Genomic DNA, 21,088 nt, shown 5'->3' with positions numbered 1-21,088 from the left:
GAGGGCGTCATCCATGACCCCCAACCTGAACCCCAGCGTTCGCCCACGAATGCGGGCCTGATTCGCCATAAGAAAAATGCCAGCACATTAAAAAAATCGGGAGCTCCATCATGTCGTCGATTCGCCGTTATGCCCTGGCCGCCCTCGCCAGCGCCGTTTTTGCCGGTTCCGCCGTTGCCAAGGATTACGAATTGCTCAACGTGTCGTACGACCCGACCCGTGAGCTGTACCAGGACTACAACACCGAATTCACGAGTTTCTGGAAAAAGGAACACCCGGGCGACAACGTCAAGATCCAGCAATCCCACGGTGGCTCGGGCAAGCAGGGCCGCGCGGTGATCGACGGCCTGCGCGCCGACGTGGTGACCCTGGCGCTGGCGGGCGACATCGATGAAATCGCCAAGCTCGGCAAGAGCCTGCCGGCCGACTGGCAAAAACGCCTGCCGGATGCGAGCACGCCCTACACCTCGACCATCGTGTTCCTGGTGCGCAAGGGCAACCCCAAGGGCATCAAGGACTGGGGCGACCTGATCAAGAAAGACGTGTCGGTGATCACGCCGAACCCGAAAACCTCCGGCGGCGCCCGCTGGAACTTCCTCGCCGCCTGGGCCTATGGCCTGAAAGCCGGCGGCAGCGAAGCCAAGGCCCAGGAATACGTGAAGGAGCTGTTCAAGCACGTACCGGTGCTGGATACCGGCGCCCGCGGCTCGACCATCACCTTCGTCAACAACGGTCAGGGTGATGTGTTGCTGGCCTGGGAAAACGAAGCCTTCCTGGCATTGAAGGAAGACGGCGGTGCCGACAAGTTCGACATCGTGGTGCCTTCGCTGTCGATCCTCGCCGAGCCGCCAGTGGCGGTGGTGGACAAGAACGCCGAGAAAAAGGGCAACACCGAGATCGCCGAGGCCTACCTCAAGCACCTGTACAGCCCGGCCGGCCAGGAAATCGCGGCGAAGAACTTCTATCGTCCGCGGGACAAGGATGTGGCGGCCAAATACGCCCAGCAGTTCCCGAAACTGGACCTGGTGACCATCGACAAGGACTTCGGCGGCTGGAAAACTGCCCAACCGAAGTTCTTCAATGATGGCGGGGTGTTCGACCAGATCTACCAGGCGCAATAAGCAACACTACCTGTAGGAGCGAGCTTGCTCGCGAAGATCGTCAACGATGACGCGTACATTCTGAATGAGCGCGGTGCCCTTGAGTTCTTCGCGAGCGAGCTCGCTCCTACAATGGTATCTACCCGCTAACCAAGGACTTTTATGTCGCGTCGTATCTCCCCCGTCATACCCGGCTTCGGGCTGACGCTGGGCTACACCTTGGTGTACCTCAGCCTGATTGTGCTCATACCCCTGGCGGCGATGTTCGTGCATGCCGCCCAACTCACCTGGGATCAGTTCTGGGCCATTGTCTCCGCTCCGCGGGTACTCGCCGCGCTCAAGCTGAGCTTCGGCACGGCGCTGTACGCGGCGATCATCAACGGCGTGATCGGCACGCTGCTGGCCTGGGTGCTGGTGCGCTACAGCTTTCCCGGGCGCAAGATCATCGACGCGATGATCGACCTGCCGTTCGCCCTGCCCACCGCCGTGGCCGGTATCGCGCTGACCGCGCTGTACGCGCCGACCGGCCTGGTCGGCCAGTTCGCCACCGACCTGGGGTTCAAGATCGCCTACACGCCGCTGGGCATCACCCTGGCGCTGACCTTCGTCACCCTGCCGTTCGTGGTGCGCACCGTACAGCCGGTGCTGGCCGACATTCCTCGGGAAGTCGAAGAAGCCGCCGCCTGCCTTGGCGCCAAACCCTGGCAGGTGTTCCGCCACATCCTGGTGCCGGCGCTGCTGCCGGCCTGGCTGACCGGTTTTGCCCTGGCCTTTGCCCGGGGCGTCGGCGAGTACGGCTCGGTGATCTTCATCGCCGGCAACATGCCGATGAAAACCGAAATTCTGCCGCTGCTGATCATGGTCAAGCTCGACCAGTACGATTACACCGGCGCGACCTCCATCGGCGTGTTGATGCTGGTGGTTTCCTTTGTCCTGTTGCTGCTGATCAACCTGCTGCAACGGCGCATCGAACGACCTTAAGGAGGCGCGAAGCATGTCCCAATCGTCCATTTCCGCAGCCTCTTCGGCCAACGCCGACCGTCGTGGCAGCGCCACTTCGCGGCGCATCCTGATCGGCCTTGGCTGGCTGATCTTCGCCCTGTTCCTGCTGCTGCCACTGTTCATCGTGGTGTCCCAGGGGCTCAAGCTCGGCCTCGGTGCGTTCTTCGCCGCGATCTTCGAGCCGGACGCATTGTCGGCCCTGAAGCTGACGGTGATCGCCGTGCTGATCTCGGTGCCGCTGAACCTGGTGTTCGGCGTCAGCGCTGCCTGGTGCGTGAGCAAATACACCTTCCGCGGCAAGAGCATCCTGGTGACCCTGATCGACCTGCCGTTCTCGGTGTCGCCGGTGATCGCCGGCCTGGTCTATGTGCTGATGTTCGGCGCCCAGGGCCTGTTCGGGCCGTGGCTGCAGGATCACGATATCCAGATCGTGTTCGCCCTGCCGGGCATCGTCCTGGCGACCATCTTCGTCACCGTGCCCTTTGTCGCCCGCGAACTGATCCCGCTGATGCAGGAGCAGGGCACCCAGGAAGAGGAAGCCGCGCGGCTGCTGGGGGCCAACGGCTGGCAGATGTTCTGGCATGTGACCGTGCCGAACATCAAGTGGGGCCTGATCTACGGCGTGGTGCTCTGCACCGCGCGGGCCATGGGGGAATTCGGTGCGGTATCGGTGGTTTCCGGGCACATTCGCGGGGTGACCAACACCCTGCCGCTGCACGTCGAGATCCTCTACAACGAATACAACCACGTCGCCGCGTTCGCCGTCGCGAGCCTGTTGCTGATCCTGGCGCTCTTCATCCTGCTGCTCAAGCAGTGGAGCGAAAACCGAATCAACCGCCTGCGCGCCAGCGCCGCGGAGGAATGAATCATGTCGATCGAAGTCCGTAACGTCAGCAAGAACTTCAATGCCTTCAAGGCCCTGAACAGCATCAACCTGGACATCCAGAGCGGCGAGCTGGTGGCGCTGCTGGGCCCGTCCGGCTGCGGCAAGACCACCCTGCTGCGGATCATCGCCGGCCTGGAAACCCCGGACGCCGGCAGCATCGTGTTCCACGGCGAGGACGTCTCCGGCCACGACGTGCGCGATCGCAACGTCGGTTTCGTGTTCCAGCATTACGCGCTGTTCCGCCACATGAGCGTGTTCGACAACGTCGCCTTCGGCCTGCGCATGAAGCCGAAGAACCAGCGCCCGAGCGAAAGCAAGATCGCCGAGAAGGTCCATGAGCTGTTGAACATGGTGCAGCTGGACTGGCTCGCCGACCGCTATCCGGAGCAGCTGTCCGGCGGCCAGCGCCAGCGGATCGCCCTGGCCCGCGCCCTGGCGGTGGAGCCGAAAGTGCTGCTGCTGGACGAACCCTTCGGTGCCCTGGACGCCAAGGTGCGCAAGGAGCTGCGCCGCTGGCTGGCGCGCCTGCATGAAGACATCAACCTGACCTCGGTATTCGTCACCCACGACCAGGAGGAAGCCATGGAAGTGGCGGACCGCATCGTGGTGATGAACAAGGGCGTGATCGAGCAGATCGGCTCGCCGGGCGAGGTGTACGAGAACCCGGCCAGCGACTTCGTCTACCACTTCCTCGGCGACTCCAACCGCCTGCACCTGGGAGAGGACCACCATGTGCTGTTCCGTCCGCACGAAGTGTCGCTGTCGCGCTCCGAACTGGCCGACCACCATGCCGCCGAAGTGCGCGATATCCGTCCGCTGGGCGCCACCACCCGAGTGACCTTGAAGGTCGAAGGGCAGAGCGAGCTGATCGAGGCCGAAGTGGTGAAAGACCATGACAGCCTGGTCGGGCTGGCCAAGGGCGAGACGCTGTTCTTCAAGCCCAAGGTCTGGCAGAAGGTCGCCAATATCTAACAAGCAAAAGCATCGCGGGCAAGCTCCGCTCCTACAGGTTCGTGTCGTTCGCGACATTTACGAACGACGCCGATCTGTAGGAGCGAGCGGGCGGCGATCCGACTTGCCCGCGATAGCGATCTACACCGCCGCGCGTTTCGGATTGACCCGCACCCCTCCCGCCCGCGCCTCGATCTCATGCTTGAGCGCCTGGCGCAGCCCCAACAGAAACGCCAGCTCCGCCACCACGAACAACGGCCCGACGATCAGCCCCGAGACATCGTCGACAAAGGCCGGCTTGCGCCCTTCGTAGTAATGGCCGACGAACTGGATCACCCAGCCGATCACGAACATGCCCACCCCGCTGGCCAGCCAGACCAGGGTGCTTTGCTGCGCCAGTGCATGGCCAGCCCACACCGACAGCCCCATCAGCAGCGTCATCAGCAGGCCCAGACGCAGTTCCAGACGCAGGTAGAACCCGCATGACGCCAGGGCCAGTAGCAGCGCCGGCGACAACCACAGCCCGGCGACCGGCCAGGCGGGGCGCGACAGCAGGACCGCGACGGCCAGCACAATCAGCGGAATGCCGATAAAGTGGCTGGCGATGTTGCGCGGATCACGGTGGTAGGCGGCGTATTGACTGAGATGGTCGACGAGGCTTTTCATTGTTGTTCCTCCTGTAGGGTGATCGAATCATGCCCTGCGCCGGTTGCCGGCTCTGTCAGCTAGGCGACAATCGGCTCGCTGCCCGTGTGGATAACGCTATCGATGAAGATGCAGGTCTGGCGTGAGCGCCTGATGAGCGGCCAGTGGTTCAGCCGCTTGCCCGTTGAATTACAGAATAGTCTGCTGGCCAATGCCCGTTTGCGCTCGCTGGCGCCGGGCCAGCGCCTGTTCCAGCGCGGCGATCCGCCCTGCGGCCTGTACGCGGTGCTGGAAGGCACGGTGCGCGTCGGCGCGGTCAGCGAGCAAGGCAAGGAGGCGCTGCTGAGCCTGGTGGAGGCGCCGCACTGGTTCGGCGAGATCTGCCTGTTCGACGGCCAGCCGCGCACCCATGACGCCTATGCCGTGGGCCCGTGCAGCCTGCTCAATGTGCCCCAGGCGGCGCTGCTCGAACTGCTGGACGAACACCCGCAATACTGGCGGCAGCTGGCGCTGTTGATGAGCCATAAGCTGCGCCTGGCCTTTATCAACCTCGAACAGCTGAGCCTGATGCCGGCCCCGGCGCGGGTGGCCAACCGCCTGTTGATGATCGCCCGCGGCTACGGCGAGACCGACACCCCGCGCCGGGTCCTGCACCTGCCCCAGGAGCAACTGGCGCTGCTGCTGTCGCTGTCGCGCCAGACCACCAACCAGATCCTCAAGGACTTGCAGGGGCAGGGCATTCTCAAGCTGGGGTATGGCGAGATCGAGATCCTCGACGAAGACCGGTTGCGGATATTGGCCGGGGTTTGACCGTCAGATCGCTATCGCGAGCAAGCTCGCTCCTACAGGGGCCTGCGTTGTTCATGTAGGAGCGAGCTTGCTCGCGATGAGGCCGGCACTAGCACCGCCAGTCTCCCAGTTAACGCAACCCATCGCGAAACTGCCCCGGCGTCATCCCGGTCCAGCGCTTGAACGCGCGGCTGAAGCTGCTGGCATCGGCGAACCCCAGCAGGTAACTGATCTCGCTCAGGGAGCACTGCGGGTCGCGCAGGTGCAGCAAGGCCAGGTTTTCCCGGCATTCGTTGAGCAGGGTGTCGAAGCGACACCCCTCGTCCGCCAGGTGGCGTTGCAGGCTGCGCAGGCTCAGGTGCAGGGCCTGGGCGACCCGTTCGGCCGAGGGTTCGCCTTCCGGCAGCTGGGACTCGATGACCCCGCGCACCTTGCGCTCCCAGGTCAAAGGTTGCAGTTGCATCAGGGTGCGCTTGAGTACCGCCTCGTTGTGTTCGGCCAGTTCCGGGTTGGCGTCGTCCAGGTGGCTGTCGAAATCGTGCAGGCCGAACTCCAGGCGATCCTCGTCGGCACCGAAAAACACCGGCGCGCGAAACACCGTGTGCCATTGCTTGGGGTCCGCCGGTTCGGGGCGCCGCAGGTATACCGCCAGCGGCGCATAGTCGCGGCCCAGGCGGTTGCGGCAGGTGCGCACGTAGATCGCGACAAAGGCGTCGATGGCCTCGAACGCCGGTTCCGGGTTGCCCTCGGGGACCTTCAGGCGAAAGCGATAGCGGTCCTCGGTGCGGGTCAGCTCCAGCTCCAGGGCATCGCTGACCACCTGGTGATAACGCACGATGCGCTCGAACACTTCCCGCAGGCTGCCGCTGGCCACCAGCGCATAACCCAGGGCATGGAAGGTGGTCGGGCTGACGAAGCGCGAGACCCGCAGGCCGATGGCCGGGTCGCCGCTGGCCTGCACCGCCAGCTGCCACAGGCGGGTAGTGCCCGACAGCGGGTAGCGCGCGTTGGGGTCGTCCATCAGTTGCGGGTCGAGCCCGGCCTGGTGGCACAGGGCGGTACTGTCGAGGCCCAGGGCATCGAGCTGCTTGCGCAGGGCGCGGGTCCAGCTGGCGAGGGAAGTGGGTTCGGTCATGGCGGTTGGCGCGTCCGGTCAACAGGTTGGCGTCCGCGGCTAGCGCCCGGCGCGCGGGCGCAGGGCAGGATGCGAACATCAATAACCAGAGGATGGAAGCATGCACGGTACTTCTGCAAGTCCCGACCGGCTGAATGCTCAGCAACGATCGGCGCATATTCGTGAGGTGGTGCTGGCCAGGGGCGTCGAGTTGCGCGAGCGCTACCCGCTGCTCAAGCATCAGGATGCGCTGGGCGCGGGCATCCTGGCCTTGGCCCTGGCCGGGATGATCGGCACGGCGGCGCTCTATATCGGCGGGTACATGGCCTGGTGGGCCTGCCTGCTGCTCAACGCATTTTTCGCCTCCTTGACCCACGAGCTGGAACACGACCTGATCCACAGCATGTATTTCCGCAAGCAGCGCGTCCCCCACAACCTGATGCTGGCGTTGGTCTGGCTGGCGCGGCCGAGCACCATCAATCCTTGGATCCGTCGCCATTTGCACCTCAATCACCACAAGGTGTCCGGCACCGAGGCGGACATGGAGGAGCGCGCCATCACCAACGGCGAGCCCTGGGGTTTCGCCCGCCTGCTGATGGTTGGCGACAACGTCATGTCGTCGTTGATCCGCACCCTGCGGGCCAGGACCTGGGCGCACAAGCGCAATATCCTCAAGCGCACCCTGAAGGTGTACGCACCGCTGGCGTTACTGCATTGGGGGGCCTGGTATGTGTTTCTCGGCTTCCACGCCGCCAATGGCGTCGCCGCGCTGCTGGGTTCGCCCATCGATTGGTCGGCCAGCACCCTGGCGGTGATGCAGGTGATCGATATCGCCGTGGTGGTGATCATCGGCCCCAATGTGCTGCGCACCTTTTGCCTGCACTTCGTCAGCTCGAACATGCACTACTACGGCGACATCGAAGCGGGCAACGTGATCCAGCAGACCCAGGTGCTCAACCCCTGGTGGCTGTGGCCGTTGCAGGCGTTCTGCTTCAACTTCGGCAGCACCCACGGCATCCACCATTTCGTGGTCAAGGAACCCTTCTATATCCGCCAGCTGACCGCGCCGGTGGCGCACAAGGTGATGGCCGAGATGGGCGTGCGCTTCAACGATTTCGGCACCTTCGGCCGGGCCAACCGCTTTACCCGCAAGGAGCAGGCGGTGGCGCAGGTGGTGCGGGGCGTCAGGGCGTGATGGATCGGCGTTGAGGGCCAATCGCGGGCAAGCCTCGCTCCTACAGAGCTGTGTCGTTCGCGACATTTATGAACGACGCCCATCCGTAGGAGCGAGGCTTGCCCGCGATAACGATTACCCGGACGCCGCAATCCCCGGCGCCTTGCACAACCCTGTAGCCGCTGCCGCAGGCTGCGATCGGCCGGTACGGCCGCAGCGATCTCAAGGCCCTAGGAGGTCCTGCGGACCTATCGCAGCCTGCGGCAGCGGCTACGGGATCAATCCGGCTGGAACGGCGAGGCGCTGAGGATCACCCCGGTTTCGTCCACGTATTGCTGCCAATGGCCGATCAGCGCACTGAGCTTGTCCGGATTGCTCTGTGCCAGGTCGTGGATTTCCCCCGGGTCCTGGCTCAGGTCGTACAGCTGCCAGGTCGCCGGGCCCACGGGGCCGGGGATGTACACCGCTTTCCACTGGCCCTGGCGAATCGCCCGGCGGCCGAACAGCTCCCAGCCGGTGACCGTGTGTTCGTCGTGCACCTGCGCGGTCTCGCCGGACAGGAAGCCCAGCCACGACTTGCCCCGCAACGGCGCCACCTCCTTGCCGCGCCAGCGTTTGCCCGGATGGCGCACGCCGGCCAAGTCGAGAATGGTCGGGGTGATGTCCATCACCGTGCCGAAGCCGTGGCTGATCCGGCCCTTGAGCGACAGCTGCGGGTAATGCACCAGCGCCGGCACGCGGATCCCGCCTTCGGTGGTGAAGGCCTTGAACAGACGCGACGGGGCGGTGGCGACCTGCGCCCAGGCCGGGCCGTACCAGACGTAGGAGTTGGCGCGGCCGATGTTGTCCAGGCTGTTGTCGTAGTGCTGGTTGAGGTAGGTCAAAAGCTGCGGGCCGAACTTGGGGAAGGCCTCCAGCAGCGCGCCTTCGGCGCCGTTGTCGGACATGAACAGGATAAAGGTGTTGTCCAGCTGGCCCTGCTTGCGCAGGTAGTCCACCACCCGGCCGATGTTCCAGTCCATGCGCTCGACCATCGCCGCGTAGACCTCCATGGCCCGTGCGGAAACCTGGCGTTGCTGCTCGCTCAAGGCTGCCCATTCGCCGCTCAGGCCCAGCAGCGGGTGCGGTTCCACATCGGCCTCGATCAGCCCCAGTTGCTTGAGCTTTTCCAGGCGCTCCAGGCGCAACACCTCGGGGCCGGCGTCATAACGACCACGGTACTTGGCCACCACTTCCTCGGGGGCCTGCAGCGGCCAGTGCGGCGCGGAAAACGGCAGGTAGGCGAAGAACGGCCGGGTCTGGTCGCGCTCCTTGAGGTACTGCAGCAGCTTGTCGCCGAAGGCGTCGGAGGAATAGAAATCCTTGGGCAACTCGTCGATGAAGCGGTCGTCCTCGATGTACAGCGCCGGGGTGGACTTGAGCAGGCCCGGGGTGTTTTCGTCGTAGGTCGGCTCGAAACCGTAGTGGTTGGCGGCGCCGGGCAACAGCGAGAACGAACGCTCGAAACCACGGGCGTGGGGCGCCAGTTCGGCGGTCAGGCCCAGGTGCCATTTGCCGCTCATCAGGGTCTGGTAGCCGGCGTCGCGCAGCAGCTCGGGCAGGGCCACCACGCGGTCGTTGAGGTGGCCCTCGTAGCCCGGCTTGCCGATCAGTTCCGGGGTCAGGGCCTCGGCCATGGTGCCGATGCCGGCGATATGGTGATCGGTGCCGGTGAGCAGCATGGAGCGGGTCGGCGAGCAGGTCGGCGCGGTGTGGAAGTCGGTCAGGCGCAGGCCGTTGAAAGCCAGGGCATCGAGGTTCGGCGTGGCGATTTCACCGCCGAAGGCACCGAGATCGGAAAAGCCCAGGTCGTCGGCCAGGATCACCAGGAAGTTGGGACGTTGCGGCATCTATTCACTCCTTATCAGCAAGCAATAAAGGCCAGTGGCAGGTCACGGATCTGGGCGGGCAAAGGCACCTGGTAGTGATCGTCGCTGGTCAGTTCGTGGAGCAGTTCTTCGCGCAGCCGGTGGAAGTCGAAACTGCTGCGCTGGCGCGGATGGGGCAGGGCGATGTCCACCACCCGCTTGATCCGGCCGGGGCGCGGTTCCATCACCACCACGCGGTCGGCGAGGAAGATCGCTTCCTCGACGTCATGGGTGACCAGCACCGTGGTGATCCTGGCCCGCTCGCGGATCGCCAGCAGTTCGTCCTGCATCTGCTGGCGGGTCAGCGCATCGAGGGCGCCGAAGGGTTCGTCCAGCAGCAGGATGCGCGGGCTGGCCACCAGGCCGCGGGCGATGGCCACCCGTTGCGCCATGCCGCCGGAGAGCTGGTGCGGGTAGGCGCGGGTGAAATCGGTGAGGCCCACCAGTTCGATGAAATCGGCGATGCGGGTTTGCCGTTCGCTGGCGCTCAGGGCTTCGTTGACCAGGCCCAGGCCGATGTTTTCCTCGACCGTCAGCCAGGGGAACAGGCGGTGTTCCTGAAACACGATGCCGCGTTCGCCGCCGATGCCGTTGACGGCCTTGCCGTCGACGCGGATCTCGCCGCGAAACTGCGTATCCAGGCCGATCAGCAGACGCAGCAGGGTGGATTTGCCGCAGCCGCTGGAGCCGACGATGGCGACGAATTCGCCCTCGGCGATTTCCAGGTTGAATTCGCGGATCGCCTCCAGTTCGCCGCCGGCGACCTCGAAGGTCTTGCCCACCTGGTTGAAGCTGACGATGGGGGAAGGTACGAGTGCGTTCATGCGTGTCTCCAGCGTGTGGCGCGGGTTTCGAGCTGTTGGCCAATGAGGTTGAGCAGGGCGCCGGTGAGGCCCACCAGGAGCATGCCGGCGAGGATCAGGTCCATGCGCAGCAGCTGTTGGGCGCCGATCATCTGGCTGCCGATGCCGCCGTTGGACGGCATGAAATATTCCGCGCCGATGGTCCCCAGCCAGGCGTAGATCAGGCTCAGGCGCAGCCCGGCGAAGATCCCCGGCGCGGCGCCCGGCAGCACCAGGCGGCGCAGGCGTTGCCAGAGGTTCAGGCGCAGCACTTGCGCCGCCTCGGTCAGTTGCGGCGACAGGTTGGCGACGCTGCGCTGGGTGGCGATAAACAGCGGGAAGAACGCAGCCAGGGCGACAAATACCCATTTCGCCAGCTCGCCGAGGCCGAACCAGGCGGTGAGCAGCGGCACCCAGGCGAAAATGGCGATCTGCCGGAGCGCCGCCAGGGTAGGGCCCAGAATCCGTTCGCTCAGATGCGACAAGCCCAGCAGCAGGCCCAGGGCAAAACCCAGGCCGCCGCCCAGCAACAGGCCGCCGAGGGTGCGCCGCAGGCTCAGGCCCAGGCCGCCGGACAGGCTGCCGTCGAGCAGGCCGTTCCAGGTGGTTTGCAGCACCGCCAGCGGGCTCACCAGAATGTTGGCGTCGACCCATTCCAACTGGTTCGCCACTTGCCACAGCGCCAGCAGGAACAGCGGTAGCAGCCAGGGTTGCAGGCGTTGCCAGCCCTGGTAGCGCGGGCCGCGGCGGATCTGCGCGATGGCCGGGTGCGGCCAGTGCACCAGGGCCTTGTCCAGCAGGCCGATGCCGCGGTCCATGGCCACGCCAATCACCCCGATCACCACGATGCAGACGAAGACGATATCCAGCATGAACAGCTGGCGCGCCCAGACCATCAGGTAGCCGATGCCTTCGCTGGAGGCCAGCAGCTCCACCGCCAACAACGAGGTCCAGCCGGCGGCCAGGGCCAGGCGCACGCCGGCCATGAAGGCGGGCAGGGCGGCGGGCAGTATCAGCCGACGGATCAGCAGGTGCGGCGGCAGGCGCAGCACGGCGGCGGCTTCGCGCAGTCTGGGCTGGGCGTCGCGCACGCCGACCAGGGTATGCAGGGTCACGGGCACCACGATGGCCTTGACCAGGACCACCAGCTTGAGCAGTTCGCCAATGCCGAAAAACACCATGAACAGCGGGATCCAGGCCAGGGTCGGGACCTGGGCCAGGGCGGCGAAGGTCGGGAACACCAGGCGTTCCAGGCGCCGGCTGGAGCCCAGTGCCGCGCCCAGCACGGCGCCGGCGCCGATACCTGCCAGCAGGCCCCAGGCCAGCCGTTGCAGGCTGATCGCCAGATGGCTCCACAACTCGCCGCCGGCCAGCTCGAGCGCGCTGCTCCAGACCAGCGCGGGTGCCGGCAGGATCTGCTCGCTCATCCAGGCATTGCGGCTGGCCAGCCACCACAGGACGAACAGGCTCAGGGGCAGCAACCAGGGCAACAGCCGCCGGTGGATGCGCGGCCAGGACTGCGGCTTAGCGGAGGGCGCGGCCAACGGCAAGCTGAGAAGGGAAACACGGGCCATGGACGATCTCCGTTGTCGGGTTGTGCTGCATCTTTTTTCTTCTGTTCTTTCTTCTTCTGTAGGAGCGAGGCTTGCCCGCGATGGCGACCTCAAGGTCGCAACAGGGCCACCACCGGCCTGCGGCCTATCGCGGGCAAGCCTCGCTCCTACAGAATCTTATTTTGGTTATATAAAAAGTTATATCGATGCTATTGGGAGATAAGAGAGGCCATTTAAGGCCTCCAGGCACGCTGCATCCAATGCATTTGGAGAATATTTTCGATGCTGTCCATGCATACGCCGCGCAGAGCCGCGTCCTGGCTGGTTTATTCGAACGGGTTATTAAAATGTGAACTTATAGTATTTAAAGCTTGGACCGCCTTGGGCCTACCTTCTGCTCCTCAATGCCCGTCGTAGCCAGGAGCCACACCTTATGAACCTTCCCTTCAAACGCGTCTTCAGTCTGTTCGCCGCGCCGGCCCTGGCGGGGCTTCTGGGCTGCCTGCCGCTGCTGGCCCAGGCCGATGAACTCAAGCAGATCCGCATCGCCGTGCCGGATCTCAGCGCCGGCACCCAGCACAGCGGCGGCGGGGTGACAGACGTGCTGCGCCAGCAGCAGATCTTCGAAAAGGCCTTCGCCGACCAGGGCATCAGCATCCAGTGGAATTACTTCAAGGGCGCCGGCCCGGTGATCAACGAGGCCTTCGCCAACGGTCAGGTGGACCTGGCCTACCTGGGGGACCTGGCGGCGATCATCGGCAAGTCCAACGGCCTGGACACCCGCCTGCTCAGCGCCACAGCCCGTGGGGTCAAGCAGTACCTGGGAGTGGTGCCGGGGTCGGGGATCAAGACCTTGCAGGACCTCAAGGGCAAGCGGGTCGCAGTGTTCCGCGGCACCGCCACGCAGCTGTCGCTGGATGCCGCGCTGGCCAGCCAGGGGCTGAGCGAGAAGGACCTGAAGATCATCAACCTGGATTTCAACGCGGCGGTCGCGGCGCTGGCGGCGAAGCAAATCGATGCTACCTGGGGCGGCTCCAACCTGAATGCCTTGCAGGCCAAGGGCCTGGCCGAGGTGCCGCTGAACACCAAGGACCTGGGCGGCGCGGGTAGCGTGCAGGCGGTGCTGGTGGGCAGCGGCGCGTTCGTCGACGCCCATCCCGAGGTGGTGGAGAAGCTGCTCAAGGCCCAGCAGCAGGCCGTGCAGTGGCTGACCCAGGACAGCAACAAGGACGCCTATATCGAGCTGGTGTCGGGGCTGGCCAGCTACCCGCCGGCGGTGCTGCAGCAGGACCTCAAGGATCAGCGCTTCAGCGAAATCTTCCCCTCGACCCTGGACCCGGTGTTCCTCGGCAAACTGCAGGACGCGGTGGACCTGGCCGCGCAGCAGCGGCTGATTCGCAAGCCGTTCAAGGTCAGCGAATGGGTGGCGCCGCAGTTGGCGGCGGCGGGGCTTTAAGCCTGGGGTGCAGCTGGGATCGTTATCGCGGGCAAGCCTCGCTCCTACAGAAGCTCACGGTCTTCTTCTGTAGGAGCGAGGCTTGCCCGCGATGGCGTCCTAGGACGCAATGCTGACCTGCTGCCGATCCACCGCCACCAGCACTTCGATCATCTTGCGAGCCGCTGGCGACAGGCGGAATCCCGTGCGGCTGACGATGCCGCAGCGGGCGTTCATGCTCTCGATGTTCTGCGGCAGGTTGCGCCAGTGCAGCAGCGCCAGGGAACCCTGTTCGATGTCCTCGACGAAGGCCTCTTCGGTGCCCACGCCAATCGCATTGGACTGGCGCACGATCTTCACCAGCGCCGGGAAGTGTTCGGTCTGGATGGTCGGGGAAAAGTCGATGCGCCCGCTGAGGTTTGCCAGCAGCTTGCGGATCCCCGGCGGGATCAGGGTGGTGGCCAGCGGGTAGTCGAACATGTCGTTGGTCGACAGGCTTTCCTTGGCCAGCAACGGGTGCCCCGGGCGGCAGAAAAACACTCCGCGCTTGGGCGTCAGGGGCTGGGTCTGGAAGTTCGGGTCGGCCTCGAAATGGCGGATGTCGGCGATAAAGAATTCGATCTCTTCGCGGCTCAGGCTGCGGCTGAGTTTTTCCCAGTTATCCACCTCCAGGCAGATGCGCACCTTGGGGTGGATGCCGGTGAATTGCGCCACCGCGTCGGGCACCAGTTTCACCGCCGGCGCCGGGCCGCAACCGAAGCGCAGTTCGCCGGCGTCGAGCTTGGTCATCTGCGTCACTTCGCTGCTCAGCAAGGCCGCGCCCTGCACCAGGCTCAGGGCGTGCTGCAACACCACCTGGCCTTCCGGCGTGGGGCGCAAATCCTTGTTGCCACGGTCCACCAGCACGCAGCCGAACTCCTGCTCCAGGCCCTGGATGCTGCGGCTGAAGGCCGGCTGGGTGATGCCCATGGCGTCGGCCGCGCGGACAAAACTGCGGTGTTCGTTGAGGGCGATGAAGTAACGCAACTGGCGAAGATCCATATGCTTTCCCGGCATCCGAAAAATAGCCCGAAGGCATTTGCGACGAGTGAGGAATGAGGTTTTAAATGCAAGCTCTTATTCCGTCAACGAAGCATGTGAATATCTATTAGATCTAAATCGAATATAGATAGAGCGTTGTTTCGCTGCCGCTCAACCGTAAGCAGTCAGACGAGGGTCGACCCGATGAGCAATGCCGCACTAGCCGTTAAACCCGCTGTTCATGCGCTTGAGATCCACCCGGTGGCCGGCCGTATCGGCGCCGAGATCCGTGGCGTGCAACTCTCCGGCGAGCTGGACGCCGCCACGGTCGAAGCCATCCAGCAGGCGTTGGTGGACTACAAGGTGATCTTCTTCCGTGGCCAGGCCCACCTCGACGACCAGAGCCAGGAAGCCTTCTCCCACCTGCTCGGCGAGCCGGTGGCGCACCCCACCGTGCCGGTGCGCGACGGCACCCGTTACCTGCTCGAACTGGACGGCGCCGAGGGCCAGCGCGCCAACTCCTGGCACACCGACGTGACCTTCGTCGATGCCTACCCGAAGGCCTCGATCCTGCGTTCGGTGGTGGCCCCGGCTTCCGGTGGCGATACGGTCTGGGCCAACACCGCCAGCGCCTACAACGAACTGCCGGCGGAGCTGCGCGAGCTGGCGGACAAGCTCTGGGCGGTGCACAGCAACGAATACGATTACGCCGGGGCCAAGCCGGACGTGTCGGCGGAGAAGCTGGAGCGTTATCGCAAGGTGTTCACCTCCACCGTCTACGAGACCGAACACCCGCTGGTGCGCGTGCACCCGGTGAGCGGCGAGAAGAGCCTGGTGCTCGGGCATTTCGTCAAGCGCATCAAGGGCTACACCCAGGCCGATTCGGCGCACCTGTTCAACCTGCTGCAAAGCCATGTCACCCGCCTGGAAAACACCGTGCGCTGGCGCTGGACCGCCGGTGACGTGGCGATCTGGGACAACCGCTCGACCCAGCATTACGCGGTCGACGACTACGGCACCCAGGACCGCGTGGTACGCCGCGTAACCCTCAAGGGCGATGTGCCGGTGGGTGTGCACGGGCAGCGTAGCCAGACCATCAAGGGGCTGTGACGGAGGTCGTCACGGCTCTGTGTAGCCGCTGCCGCAGGCTGCGATAAGGCCGAAGGCCTTTGGCGATCTTGAGACCGCCGCGCCCCTTCGGGTCGATCGCAGCCTGCGGCAGCGGCTACAGGGTGTGTGGTGAGATTGAGATTTTTCGCGAGCAAGCTCGCTCCTACAGGTTGTGTACGGTCCCTGTAGGAGCGAGCTTGCTCGCGATCAGCCGCGCAGCGGCGCTCTCACCACACCCCGATCTGCACCACCTTTTCCGCCTCCGGTTCGCCATACCTAAACCGCTGTCCACGCAGGTCGATCTCTTCGTGGCTGATGGTGGTCCGCCGTTTCAGCCCGCGCAGCCAGTCGAACAGATAGCCCAGATGCTCCTCGCGCACCGCCGCATAGGCCGGGTCGGCGCCGAGATCGTGGAGTTCCTGGGGATCGTTGTACAGGTCGAACAGCTGCGGGCGGAAGCCGTCGTAGGCCAGGTATTTCCAGCGCTCGCTGCGTACCATGGTCATGCGGCAGCGGTCGATGGGCTGGGCCAGGCGCTCGCGGGCTGGGGCCTGGAACGCGTAGTCGTATTCGCTGATGGCGTAGCGGCGCCAGTCGCCCGGCGTACCGTGCAGCAGCGGGATCAGCGAGCGGCCTTCCAGCCGGTGTTCGGCGCCGGGCAGCCCCAGGGCGTCGAGAAAGGTCGGCAGGGCGTCGATGGTCTCCACCAGGCGCTCGTCCACCTTGCCGCGGCTGATATCCGCCGCCGCCCGTGGGTCACGCACGATCAATGGCACACCCACTGCCGGCTCCAACAGGAACTCCTTTTCCCCCAGCCAGTGATCGCCGAGAAAATCGCCGTGGTCGCTGGTGAACACGATCAGGGTGTCGTCCCAGCGCCCGCTGCTTTGCAGGAAGTCGAACAGGCGCCCGAGCTGATCGTCCACCTGCTTGATCAGGCCCATGTAGGTCGGCACCACGTTCAGGCGCACCTCATCGCGGGAGAAACTCTGGCTCTCCTGGTGCTGGCGAAAGGCGGCGTACACCGGGTGGTCGCTGGCCTCGTCGGCGGCGGCGCGCACCGGGGCGATAACCTGCTCGGCGCTGTACAGCGCGTGGTAGGGCGCCGGCGCGATATAGGGCCAGTGCGGCTTGATATAGGACAGGTGCAGGCACCAGGGCCGCTCGCCCTGCTCCTGGATGAAGTCGAGGGCGCGGTCGGTGGTGTAGACGGTTTCCGAATGCTGCTCGGGGACGCGGGCCGGCAAGTGGGCGTTGCGCATCTTCCAGCCGCTGAGGATTTCACCCTGTTCACCTTCGGCGGCGTTGGCCCAGTCATGCCAGGGGTTGCGCCCCTGGTAACCCTGTTCGCGCAGGTAATGGGTGTAGGGCGCCGACTCGCGTTTATCGTTGAACAGCGGGCTGTCGGGGAAGATCCCGTCGTGGCGCAGGTAGGGTTCAAAACCGACCTCGTTGAGGGCTTCGGCCTGCTGGCTCTCGGGGTCGATCGCCAGGCGCTGCAGGGCATCGAGGTTGGGCGTGGCGTGGGTCTTGCCCACCAGCGCGGTGCGGATGCCGTGGGGGCTCAGGTAGTCGCCGATGGTCAGCTCTTCCAGGGGCAGCGGCACGGCGTTCCACGCCACCTGGTGGCTGCTGACATAACGCCCGGTGTAGGCCGACATCCGCGACGGCCCGCAGATGGTGCCCTGGGTGTAGGCGCGGCTGAAGCGCACGCCGGCGGCGGCCAGGCGGTCGATGTTCGGCGTGTGCAGATGGGGGTGGCCGTAGCACGACAGGTAATCGCGACGCAGCTGGTCGCACATGATGTACAGCACGTTGCGCACGGGTTGGACGGGGTTGGACATGGGCTTCACCGATCGAAAGACAGGTGAGGGTTTTCGCTGTCGCGGGGCGTTACGACAAGCGCATTTGGCGCATGGTTTTCATGCACGACCTGCATGGGCGAAGGCGATCCCTGTAGCCGCTGCCGCAGGCTGCGATCGCACCGAAGGGGCGCGGCGATTTCAATATCGCTGAAGGCCTGCGGCCTTATCGCAGCCTGCGGCAGCGGCTACAGGTTTGGTGTTTCAGACTGCGAAGTTCTCCAGGGAACACACATCCTCATCCAGCGCGTCGGTGCGCTTGATCTCCTCGATCATCGCCTCGGCCAGCGGCGACAGCCGGTAGCCGGCGCGGCTGACGATGCCGTAGCGGGTGTACAGCTCCTCCAGGTCGTCGGCCAGGCCTTCGATTTTCAGGCACACCAGCTCGCCCCGGGCGTTGTGCAGGGCATCGCTGTAGGCGCCGATGATGCCGATCGCATCCGAGCGCATCACCACGCCGAGCAGGCTGTAGCTGTTCTCGCATTCCACATTCGGAACGAAATCCGGCCGACCGCTGAGATCGACCACCACCTTGCGCAGGTTCGGCGGGCGGATGGTCGCCGCCAGCGGGTAACTCATCAGCTCGGCGGCGCTGACGCTTTCCTGCTCGGCCAGCGGATGCCCGGCGCGGCAGCAGAAATGCCATTTGCGCGGGCGCAGGCGCTGAGTCAGGTAATCCGGGTTGGCCTCGAACTGCCGGGTGTCGGCGACGAAGAATTCGAACTCCTCGCTGAGCAGGCGCTTGCTCAGGGTTTGCCAGTCATCCACCTGGAATTGCACCCGCGCCTTGGGGTAGCGCCCGATAAAGCTGCCGATGGCCCTTGGGATCAAGCCCGCCGCCGGCGCCGGCCCGCAACCGAAGCGCAGCTCGCCGGCCTCCAGGCCGTTGAACTGGCTGATCTCGTTGGCCAGTTGCTGCGCGCCGCTGACCAGCCGCCGCGCATGTTCGAGCAGCACCAATCCCTGTTTGGTCGGTGCCAGGTCCTTGCGCCCGCGATCCACCAGCTGGCAGCCGACGCTGTGCTCCAGGGCCTGGATGCTGCGGCTGAAGGCCGATTGCGACAGGTTCACCGCCAAGGCGGCCGCGACAAAGCTGCGCTGTTCGGCGAGGGCAATGAAGTGACGGAGCTGGCGCAGATCGATATGCATTTTTCACATTGAAAATATCGGGGAAATGCATTGGCTATGCATTAGGTCGACTCTTTATAAAGGCAATCTCTTATTCCGTAAATCTTATTAAAAACATAAATAAATAACTTAAAAGAATATACGGATCAGTCTGTTTTTTTGCCCAGGAGCCGCCCATGAGCCCGTTGAACCTTGTCTCCCCCACTTCGCCCCGACGGCTCAAGCGCCTGCCGCTGGCCCTGCTGCTGGCCGGTAGCGCCGGCTGGTCCCACGGCTATGCCGCCGACGCCGAAACGCCCGCCGAGGCCCCGGCCAAGACCGATGCCGCCCGGCCCGCCGCCAGCGGCCAGCTGGAAACCGTGACCGTGACCGCGCGGCGTCGCGAGGAGAGCGCCCAGGACGTACCGACGCCGATGAGCGTGATCGGTGGCCAGGCCCTGGAGAGCCAGCGGGTCTATCGCATCCAGGATCTGCAGCAGCTGGTGCCGAGCGTCAACGTCGCCTACATGCACGCGCGCCAGTCCAGCGTGTCGATCCGCGGCCTGGGCAACAACCCGGCCAGCGACGGCCTGGAAGGCAGCGTCGGGCTGTATATCGACAACGTCTACCTGGGACGGCCGGGCATGGCGGTGTTCGACCTGATGGACATCGAGCAGCTGGAAGTGCTGCGCGGTCCCCAGGGCACGCTGTTCGGCAAGAACACCACCGCCGGGGTGATCAACATCAGCACCCGCGCACCGAGCTTCACCCCCGAGCGCAGCATCGAGACTTCGGTGGGCGAGGATGGCTACTTCCAGACCAAGGGCACCATTTCCGGGCCGCTGAACGACGAGCTGGCCGGGCGTTTTTCGGCCTATCGCACCCGCAGCGACGGCGATATCAAGAACGAACACGACGGCCATGACCTCAACGGCGGCTCGCGCCAGGGCTTCCGTGGGCAGTTGCTGTTCAAGCCCAACGAGAACTTCAACCTGCGCTGGATCGGCGACTACAACGAAGAGGATTCCAGCGCCGGCACCCGGGTGCTGTACAGCACCGGGCCGACCATCAATGGCGTCAACCAGTATCAGTCGCGGGCCACCGCGGCCGGCGCCACCCTGGTCGACGGCACACACCGCAAGGTCAACCTGGACAACGACCAGCACGTCACGGTGTTCCAGGGCGGCACCTCGCTGGAGGCCAACTGGACCCTGCCCAGCGACTTCACCCTGACCTCGGTCAGCTCCTACCGCTGGTGGGATTTCACCCCGCGCAACGACGACGGCCTCAATGTGCCGGCCAGCTATAACGCTGGGGTTTCGGTGGAGGATAAACAGTGGTCCCAGGAGTTCCGCCTGGCCTCGCCGACCGGCGGCTTCTTCGACTATGTGCTCGGTGCCTATTACTTCGGCTCCGACCTGGATAACAAATCCTTCGTCTATTACGGACCCAAGGCGGACATCTGGAACGGCACGCCCACCGGCGCCCTGAACAACGTCACCAGCATCGGCAACGGGCATATCCGCACCGACAGCTTCGCGCTGTTCGCCCAGGGCACCTGGCACCTCACCGAACGCCTGGACCTCACCGCCGGCCTGCGCGGCACCTATGAAGAAAAAAGCGCCTGGGTGACCCGTAACGCGCCAGTGGGAGGCGCCACGGTGAGCGGTGCCGCGGCCACCGCGCGGCGCGGGCGGGCCGGGGCCTACGACTCCGGCGACCTCAACCAATACAGCACCAGCCCCTCGGGCCTGCTCAACCTCAGCTACCGCTTCACCGACGATTTGCTGGGCTACGCGACCCTGTCCCACGGTGAGAAATCCGGCGGGGTCAACCTCGCGGTCGGCTCGGCGCCCACTGCTGGCGCCGACTCGTTGCTGATCGGCACCGAGCGCGCCAACAACGCCGAGCTAGGCTTCAAGAGCACCCTGTGGGACAAGCGCCTGCAACTCAACGCCAACCTGTTCTGGACCCAGGTCAACGGCTACCAGACCAACGCCTACGACGCCAACAACCGTGTGCAATACCTGACCAACGCCGGCTCGGTGCGCTCACGGGGCGTGGAATTCGAAAGCACGCTGGTCCCCATCCGTGGCCTGACCCTCAACCTCAACGGCTCCTACAACGACGTGCGTTACCTGTCCTACAAGGACGCGCCGTGCCCACCCGAAGTCAGCCTGCGCCCGGGCGCCCCGGCCTCCTGCGACCTCAGCGGGCACCAGGTGGTCGGCGCCTCGAAATGGATCGGCAACGCCAACGGCGAATACAAATGGAACCTGGACAACGGCCTCGAACCCTACGTCACCGGCAGCTACGCCTTCCGCTCCAAGGCCGTCGGCACCGTCGAGGACTCCGACTACGGCCAGATCCCCAGCTACGCCGTGGTCAACCTCTCCACCGGCCTGCGTGGCAACTACGAGCAGGGACAGTGGGACGTGTCGCTGTGGCTGAAAAACGCCTTCGACAAGACCTACTACACCACGCTGTGGTCGGGCGGGAATGGCGGCTATGAAGGTCTGCTCGGCACGCCACGAACCCTTGGCGTGACCGGCCGCTACGACTTCTAACCGGATAACCTGTGCTTCCGTAGG

General features: G+C 64.9%; 18 protein-coding genes. 10 read left to right on the top strand and 8 right to left on the bottom strand.

Features of this window, described 5'->3' with window-relative positions:
- Positions 1–110 precede the first annotated feature (110 nt).
- The 4 genes from NRG23_RS18135 to NRG23_RS18120 all read left to right on the top strand — a co-directional run bounded on the left by NRG23_RS18135 (position 111) and on the right by NRG23_RS18120 (position 3,960).
- Positions 111–1,121, top strand: a complete 1,011-nt coding sequence (locus NRG23_RS18135) for a sulfate ABC transporter substrate-binding protein (RefSeq protein ID WP_016705023.1) — start codon at positions 111–113, stop codon at positions 1,119–1,121.
- 141 nt (positions 1,122–1,262) lie between these two features.
- The gene (gene cysT / locus NRG23_RS18130; protein ID WP_007921521.1) at positions 1,263–2,081 is read left to right on the top strand and encodes a sulfate ABC transporter permease subunit CysT; all 819 of its coding nucleotides are present in this window, start codon (positions 1,263–1,265) and stop codon (positions 2,079–2,081) included.
- Positions 2,082–2,094: 13 nt separating this feature from the next.
- Positions 2,095–2,967: a sulfate ABC transporter permease subunit CysW gene (gene cysW / locus NRG23_RS18125; RefSeq protein ID WP_007921522.1), complete on the top strand. Its 873-nt coding sequence runs from the start codon at positions 2,095–2,097 to the stop codon at positions 2,965–2,967.
- Between the two features lie 3 nt (positions 2,968–2,970).
- Positions 2,971–3,960, top strand: coding sequence for a sulfate/molybdate ABC transporter ATP-binding protein (locus NRG23_RS18120; protein WP_007921524.1), 990 nt, complete (start codon positions 2,971–2,973; stop codon positions 3,958–3,960).
- Positions 3,961–4,080: 120 nt separating this feature from the next.
- Here NRG23_RS18120 and NRG23_RS18115 read toward each other — a convergent pair whose 3' ends face one another.
- Positions 4,081–4,605 carry a DUF962 domain-containing protein gene (locus tag NRG23_RS18115; RefSeq protein ID WP_009046390.1) on the bottom strand — a complete coding sequence of 175 codons (525 nt, stop codon included), beginning with the start codon at positions 4,603–4,605 and terminating at the stop codon, positions 4,081–4,083.
- A gap of 102 nt (positions 4,606–4,707) precedes the next feature.
- On the opposite strand from NRG23_RS18115, the gene NRG23_RS18110 reads away from it, so the two are divergent.
- A complete protein-coding gene (locus tag NRG23_RS18110) occupies positions 4,708–5,394 on the top strand; it encodes a Crp/Fnr family transcriptional regulator (protein WP_103331593.1) in 687 nt (228 codons plus the stop codon).
- Between the two features lie 109 nt (positions 5,395–5,503).
- On the opposite strand, the gene NRG23_RS18105 is transcribed toward NRG23_RS18110, so the two are convergent.
- Complete coding sequence (locus NRG23_RS18105; RefSeq protein WP_038583092.1) at positions 5,504–6,508, bottom strand: AraC family transcriptional regulator; 1,005 nt, start codon at positions 6,506–6,508, stop codon at positions 5,504–5,506.
- Positions 6,509–6,608: 100 nt separating this feature from the next.
- Between NRG23_RS18105 and NRG23_RS18100 the strand changes: the two genes are divergently transcribed.
- Positions 6,609–7,682, top strand: a complete 1,074-nt coding sequence (locus tag NRG23_RS18100) for a fatty acid desaturase (protein ID WP_257371528.1) — start codon at positions 6,609–6,611, stop codon at positions 7,680–7,682.
- Between the two features lie 257 nt (positions 7,683–7,939).
- Here the strand turns inward: NRG23_RS18100 and NRG23_RS18095 are convergent, their stop codons facing one another.
- Genes NRG23_RS18095 through NRG23_RS18085 form a run of 3 tightly spaced genes read right to left on the bottom strand, consistent with a single transcriptional unit; the run spans position 7,940 to position 11,984 of the window.
- A complete protein-coding gene (locus NRG23_RS18095; RefSeq protein ID WP_257371527.1) occupies positions 7,940–9,550 on the bottom strand; it encodes an arylsulfatase in 1,611 nt (536 codons plus the stop codon).
- A gap of 14 nt (positions 9,551–9,564) precedes the next feature.
- On the bottom strand, positions 9,565–10,392 hold the full coding sequence (locus NRG23_RS18090) for an ABC transporter ATP-binding protein (protein WP_038583086.1): 828 nt from the start codon (positions 10,390–10,392) through the stop codon (positions 9,565–9,567).
- A complete protein-coding gene (locus NRG23_RS18085; RefSeq protein ID WP_028683881.1) occupies positions 10,389–11,984 on the bottom strand; it encodes an ABC transporter permease in 1,596 nt (531 codons plus the stop codon). The genes NRG23_RS18090 and NRG23_RS18085 overlap by 4 nt, the downstream gene beginning before the upstream one ends.
- On the opposite strand from NRG23_RS18085, the gene NRG23_RS18080 reads away from it, so the two are divergent.
- Together NRG23_RS18080 and NRG23_RS18075 are read left to right on the top strand one after the other, a co-directional pair.
- Positions 11,983–12,186, top strand: coding sequence for a hypothetical protein (locus NRG23_RS18080; protein WP_124314652.1), 204 nt, complete (start codon positions 11,983–11,985; stop codon positions 12,184–12,186). The two genes, NRG23_RS18085 and NRG23_RS18080, sit on opposite strands and share 2 nt — an antisense overlap.
- A gap of 210 nt (positions 12,187–12,396) precedes the next feature.
- The gene (locus tag NRG23_RS18075; RefSeq protein WP_009046397.1) at positions 12,397–13,419 is read left to right on the top strand and encodes an ABC transporter substrate-binding protein; all 1,023 of its coding nucleotides are present in this window, start codon (positions 12,397–12,399) and stop codon (positions 13,417–13,419) included.
- Between the two features lie 99 nt (positions 13,420–13,518).
- Here the strand turns inward: NRG23_RS18075 and NRG23_RS18070 are convergent, their stop codons facing one another.
- Positions 13,519–14,439: a LysR family transcriptional regulator gene (locus NRG23_RS18070; RefSeq protein ID WP_009046398.1), complete on the bottom strand. Its 921-nt coding sequence runs from the start codon at positions 14,437–14,439 to the stop codon at positions 13,519–13,521.
- A gap of 183 nt (positions 14,440–14,622) precedes the next feature.
- On the opposite strand from NRG23_RS18070, the gene NRG23_RS18065 reads away from it, so the two are divergent.
- The gene (locus NRG23_RS18065; RefSeq protein WP_124314653.1) at positions 14,623–15,528 is read left to right on the top strand and encodes a TauD/TfdA family dioxygenase; all 906 of its coding nucleotides are present in this window, start codon (positions 14,623–14,625) and stop codon (positions 15,526–15,528) included.
- A gap of 227 nt (positions 15,529–15,755) precedes the next feature.
- On the opposite strand, the gene NRG23_RS18060 is transcribed toward NRG23_RS18065, so the two are convergent.
- Complete coding sequence (locus NRG23_RS18060) at positions 15,756–17,372, bottom strand: alkaline phosphatase family protein (RefSeq protein ID WP_257371521.1); 1,617 nt, start codon at positions 17,370–17,372, stop codon at positions 15,756–15,758.
- Positions 17,373–17,594: 222 nt separating this feature from the next.
- Positions 17,595–18,539 carry a LysR family transcriptional regulator gene (locus NRG23_RS18055; protein WP_041985331.1) on the bottom strand — a complete coding sequence of 315 codons (945 nt, stop codon included), beginning with the start codon at positions 18,537–18,539 and terminating at the stop codon, positions 17,595–17,597.
- Between the two features lie 155 nt (positions 18,540–18,694).
- On the opposite strand from NRG23_RS18055, the gene NRG23_RS18050 reads away from it, so the two are divergent.
- Entirely contained in the window at positions 18,695–21,064 is a 2,370-nt protein-coding gene (locus NRG23_RS18050) for a TonB-dependent receptor (protein WP_257371519.1), read from the top strand.
- Positions 21,065–21,088: the final 24 nt, after the last annotated feature.

The sequence above is a fragment of the Pseudomonas sp. T8 genome, from assembly GCF_024610635.1.
Lineage (GTDB): Bacteria > Pseudomonadota > Gammaproteobacteria > Pseudomonadales > Pseudomonadaceae > Aquipseudomonas > Aquipseudomonas chlororaphis_I.
Note: the sequence above shows the minus strand (reverse complement) of the source record. Positions and strands in the feature narration are given on the sequence as shown.

Coding starts and splice junctions, on each gene's coding strand:
- NRG23_RS18085 (WP_028683881.1), bottom strand. CDS start 11,984: ATGGCCCGTGTTTCCCTTCTCAGCTTGCCGTTGGCCGCGCCCTCCGCT.
- cysW (WP_007921522.1), top strand. CDS start 2,095: ATGTCCCAATCGTCCATTTCCGCAGCCTCTTCGGCCAACGCCGACCGT.
- NRG23_RS18100 (WP_257371528.1), top strand. CDS start 6,609: ATGCACGGTACTTCTGCAAGTCCCGACCGGCTGAATGCTCAGCAACGA.
- NRG23_RS18090 (WP_038583086.1), bottom strand. CDS start 10,392: ATGAACGCACTCGTACCTTCCCCCATCGTCAGCTTCAACCAGGTGGGC.
- NRG23_RS18075 (WP_009046397.1), top strand. CDS start 12,397: ATGAACCTTCCCTTCAAACGCGTCTTCAGTCTGTTCGCCGCGCCGGCC.
- NRG23_RS18120 (WP_007921524.1), top strand. CDS start 2,971: ATGTCGATCGAAGTCCGTAACGTCAGCAAGAACTTCAATGCCTTCAAG.
- cysT (WP_007921521.1), top strand. CDS start 1,263: ATGTCGCGTCGTATCTCCCCCGTCATACCCGGCTTCGGGCTGACGCTG.
- NRG23_RS18070 (WP_009046398.1), bottom strand. CDS start 14,439: ATGGATCTTCGCCAGTTGCGTTACTTCATCGCCCTCAACGAACACCGC.
- NRG23_RS18095 (WP_257371527.1), bottom strand. CDS start 9,550: ATGCCGCAACGTCCCAACTTCCTGGTGATCCTGGCCGACGACCTGGGC.
- NRG23_RS18115 (WP_009046390.1), bottom strand. CDS start 4,605: ATGAAAAGCCTCGTCGACCATCTCAGTCAATACGCCGCCTACCACCGT.
- NRG23_RS18055 (WP_041985331.1), bottom strand. CDS start 18,539: ATGCATATCGATCTGCGCCAGCTCCGTCACTTCATTGCCCTCGCCGAA.
- NRG23_RS18110 (WP_103331593.1), top strand. CDS start 4,708: ATGAAGATGCAGGTCTGGCGTGAGCGCCTGATGAGCGGCCAGTGGTTC.
- NRG23_RS18050 (WP_257371519.1), top strand. CDS start 18,695: ATGAGCCCGTTGAACCTTGTCTCCCCCACTTCGCCCCGACGGCTCAAG.
- NRG23_RS18060 (WP_257371521.1), bottom strand. CDS start 17,372: ATGTCCAACCCCGTCCAACCCGTGCGCAACGTGCTGTACATCATGTGC.
- NRG23_RS18080 (WP_124314652.1), top strand. CDS start 11,983: ATGGACGATCTCCGTTGTCGGGTTGTGCTGCATCTTTTTTCTTCTGTT.
- NRG23_RS18065 (WP_124314653.1), top strand. CDS start 14,623: ATGAGCAATGCCGCACTAGCCGTTAAACCCGCTGTTCATGCGCTTGAG.
- NRG23_RS18135 (WP_016705023.1), top strand. CDS start 111: ATGTCGTCGATTCGCCGTTATGCCCTGGCCGCCCTCGCCAGCGCCGTT.
- NRG23_RS18105 (WP_038583092.1), bottom strand. CDS start 6,508: ATGACCGAACCCACTTCCCTCGCCAGCTGGACCCGCGCCCTGCGCAAG.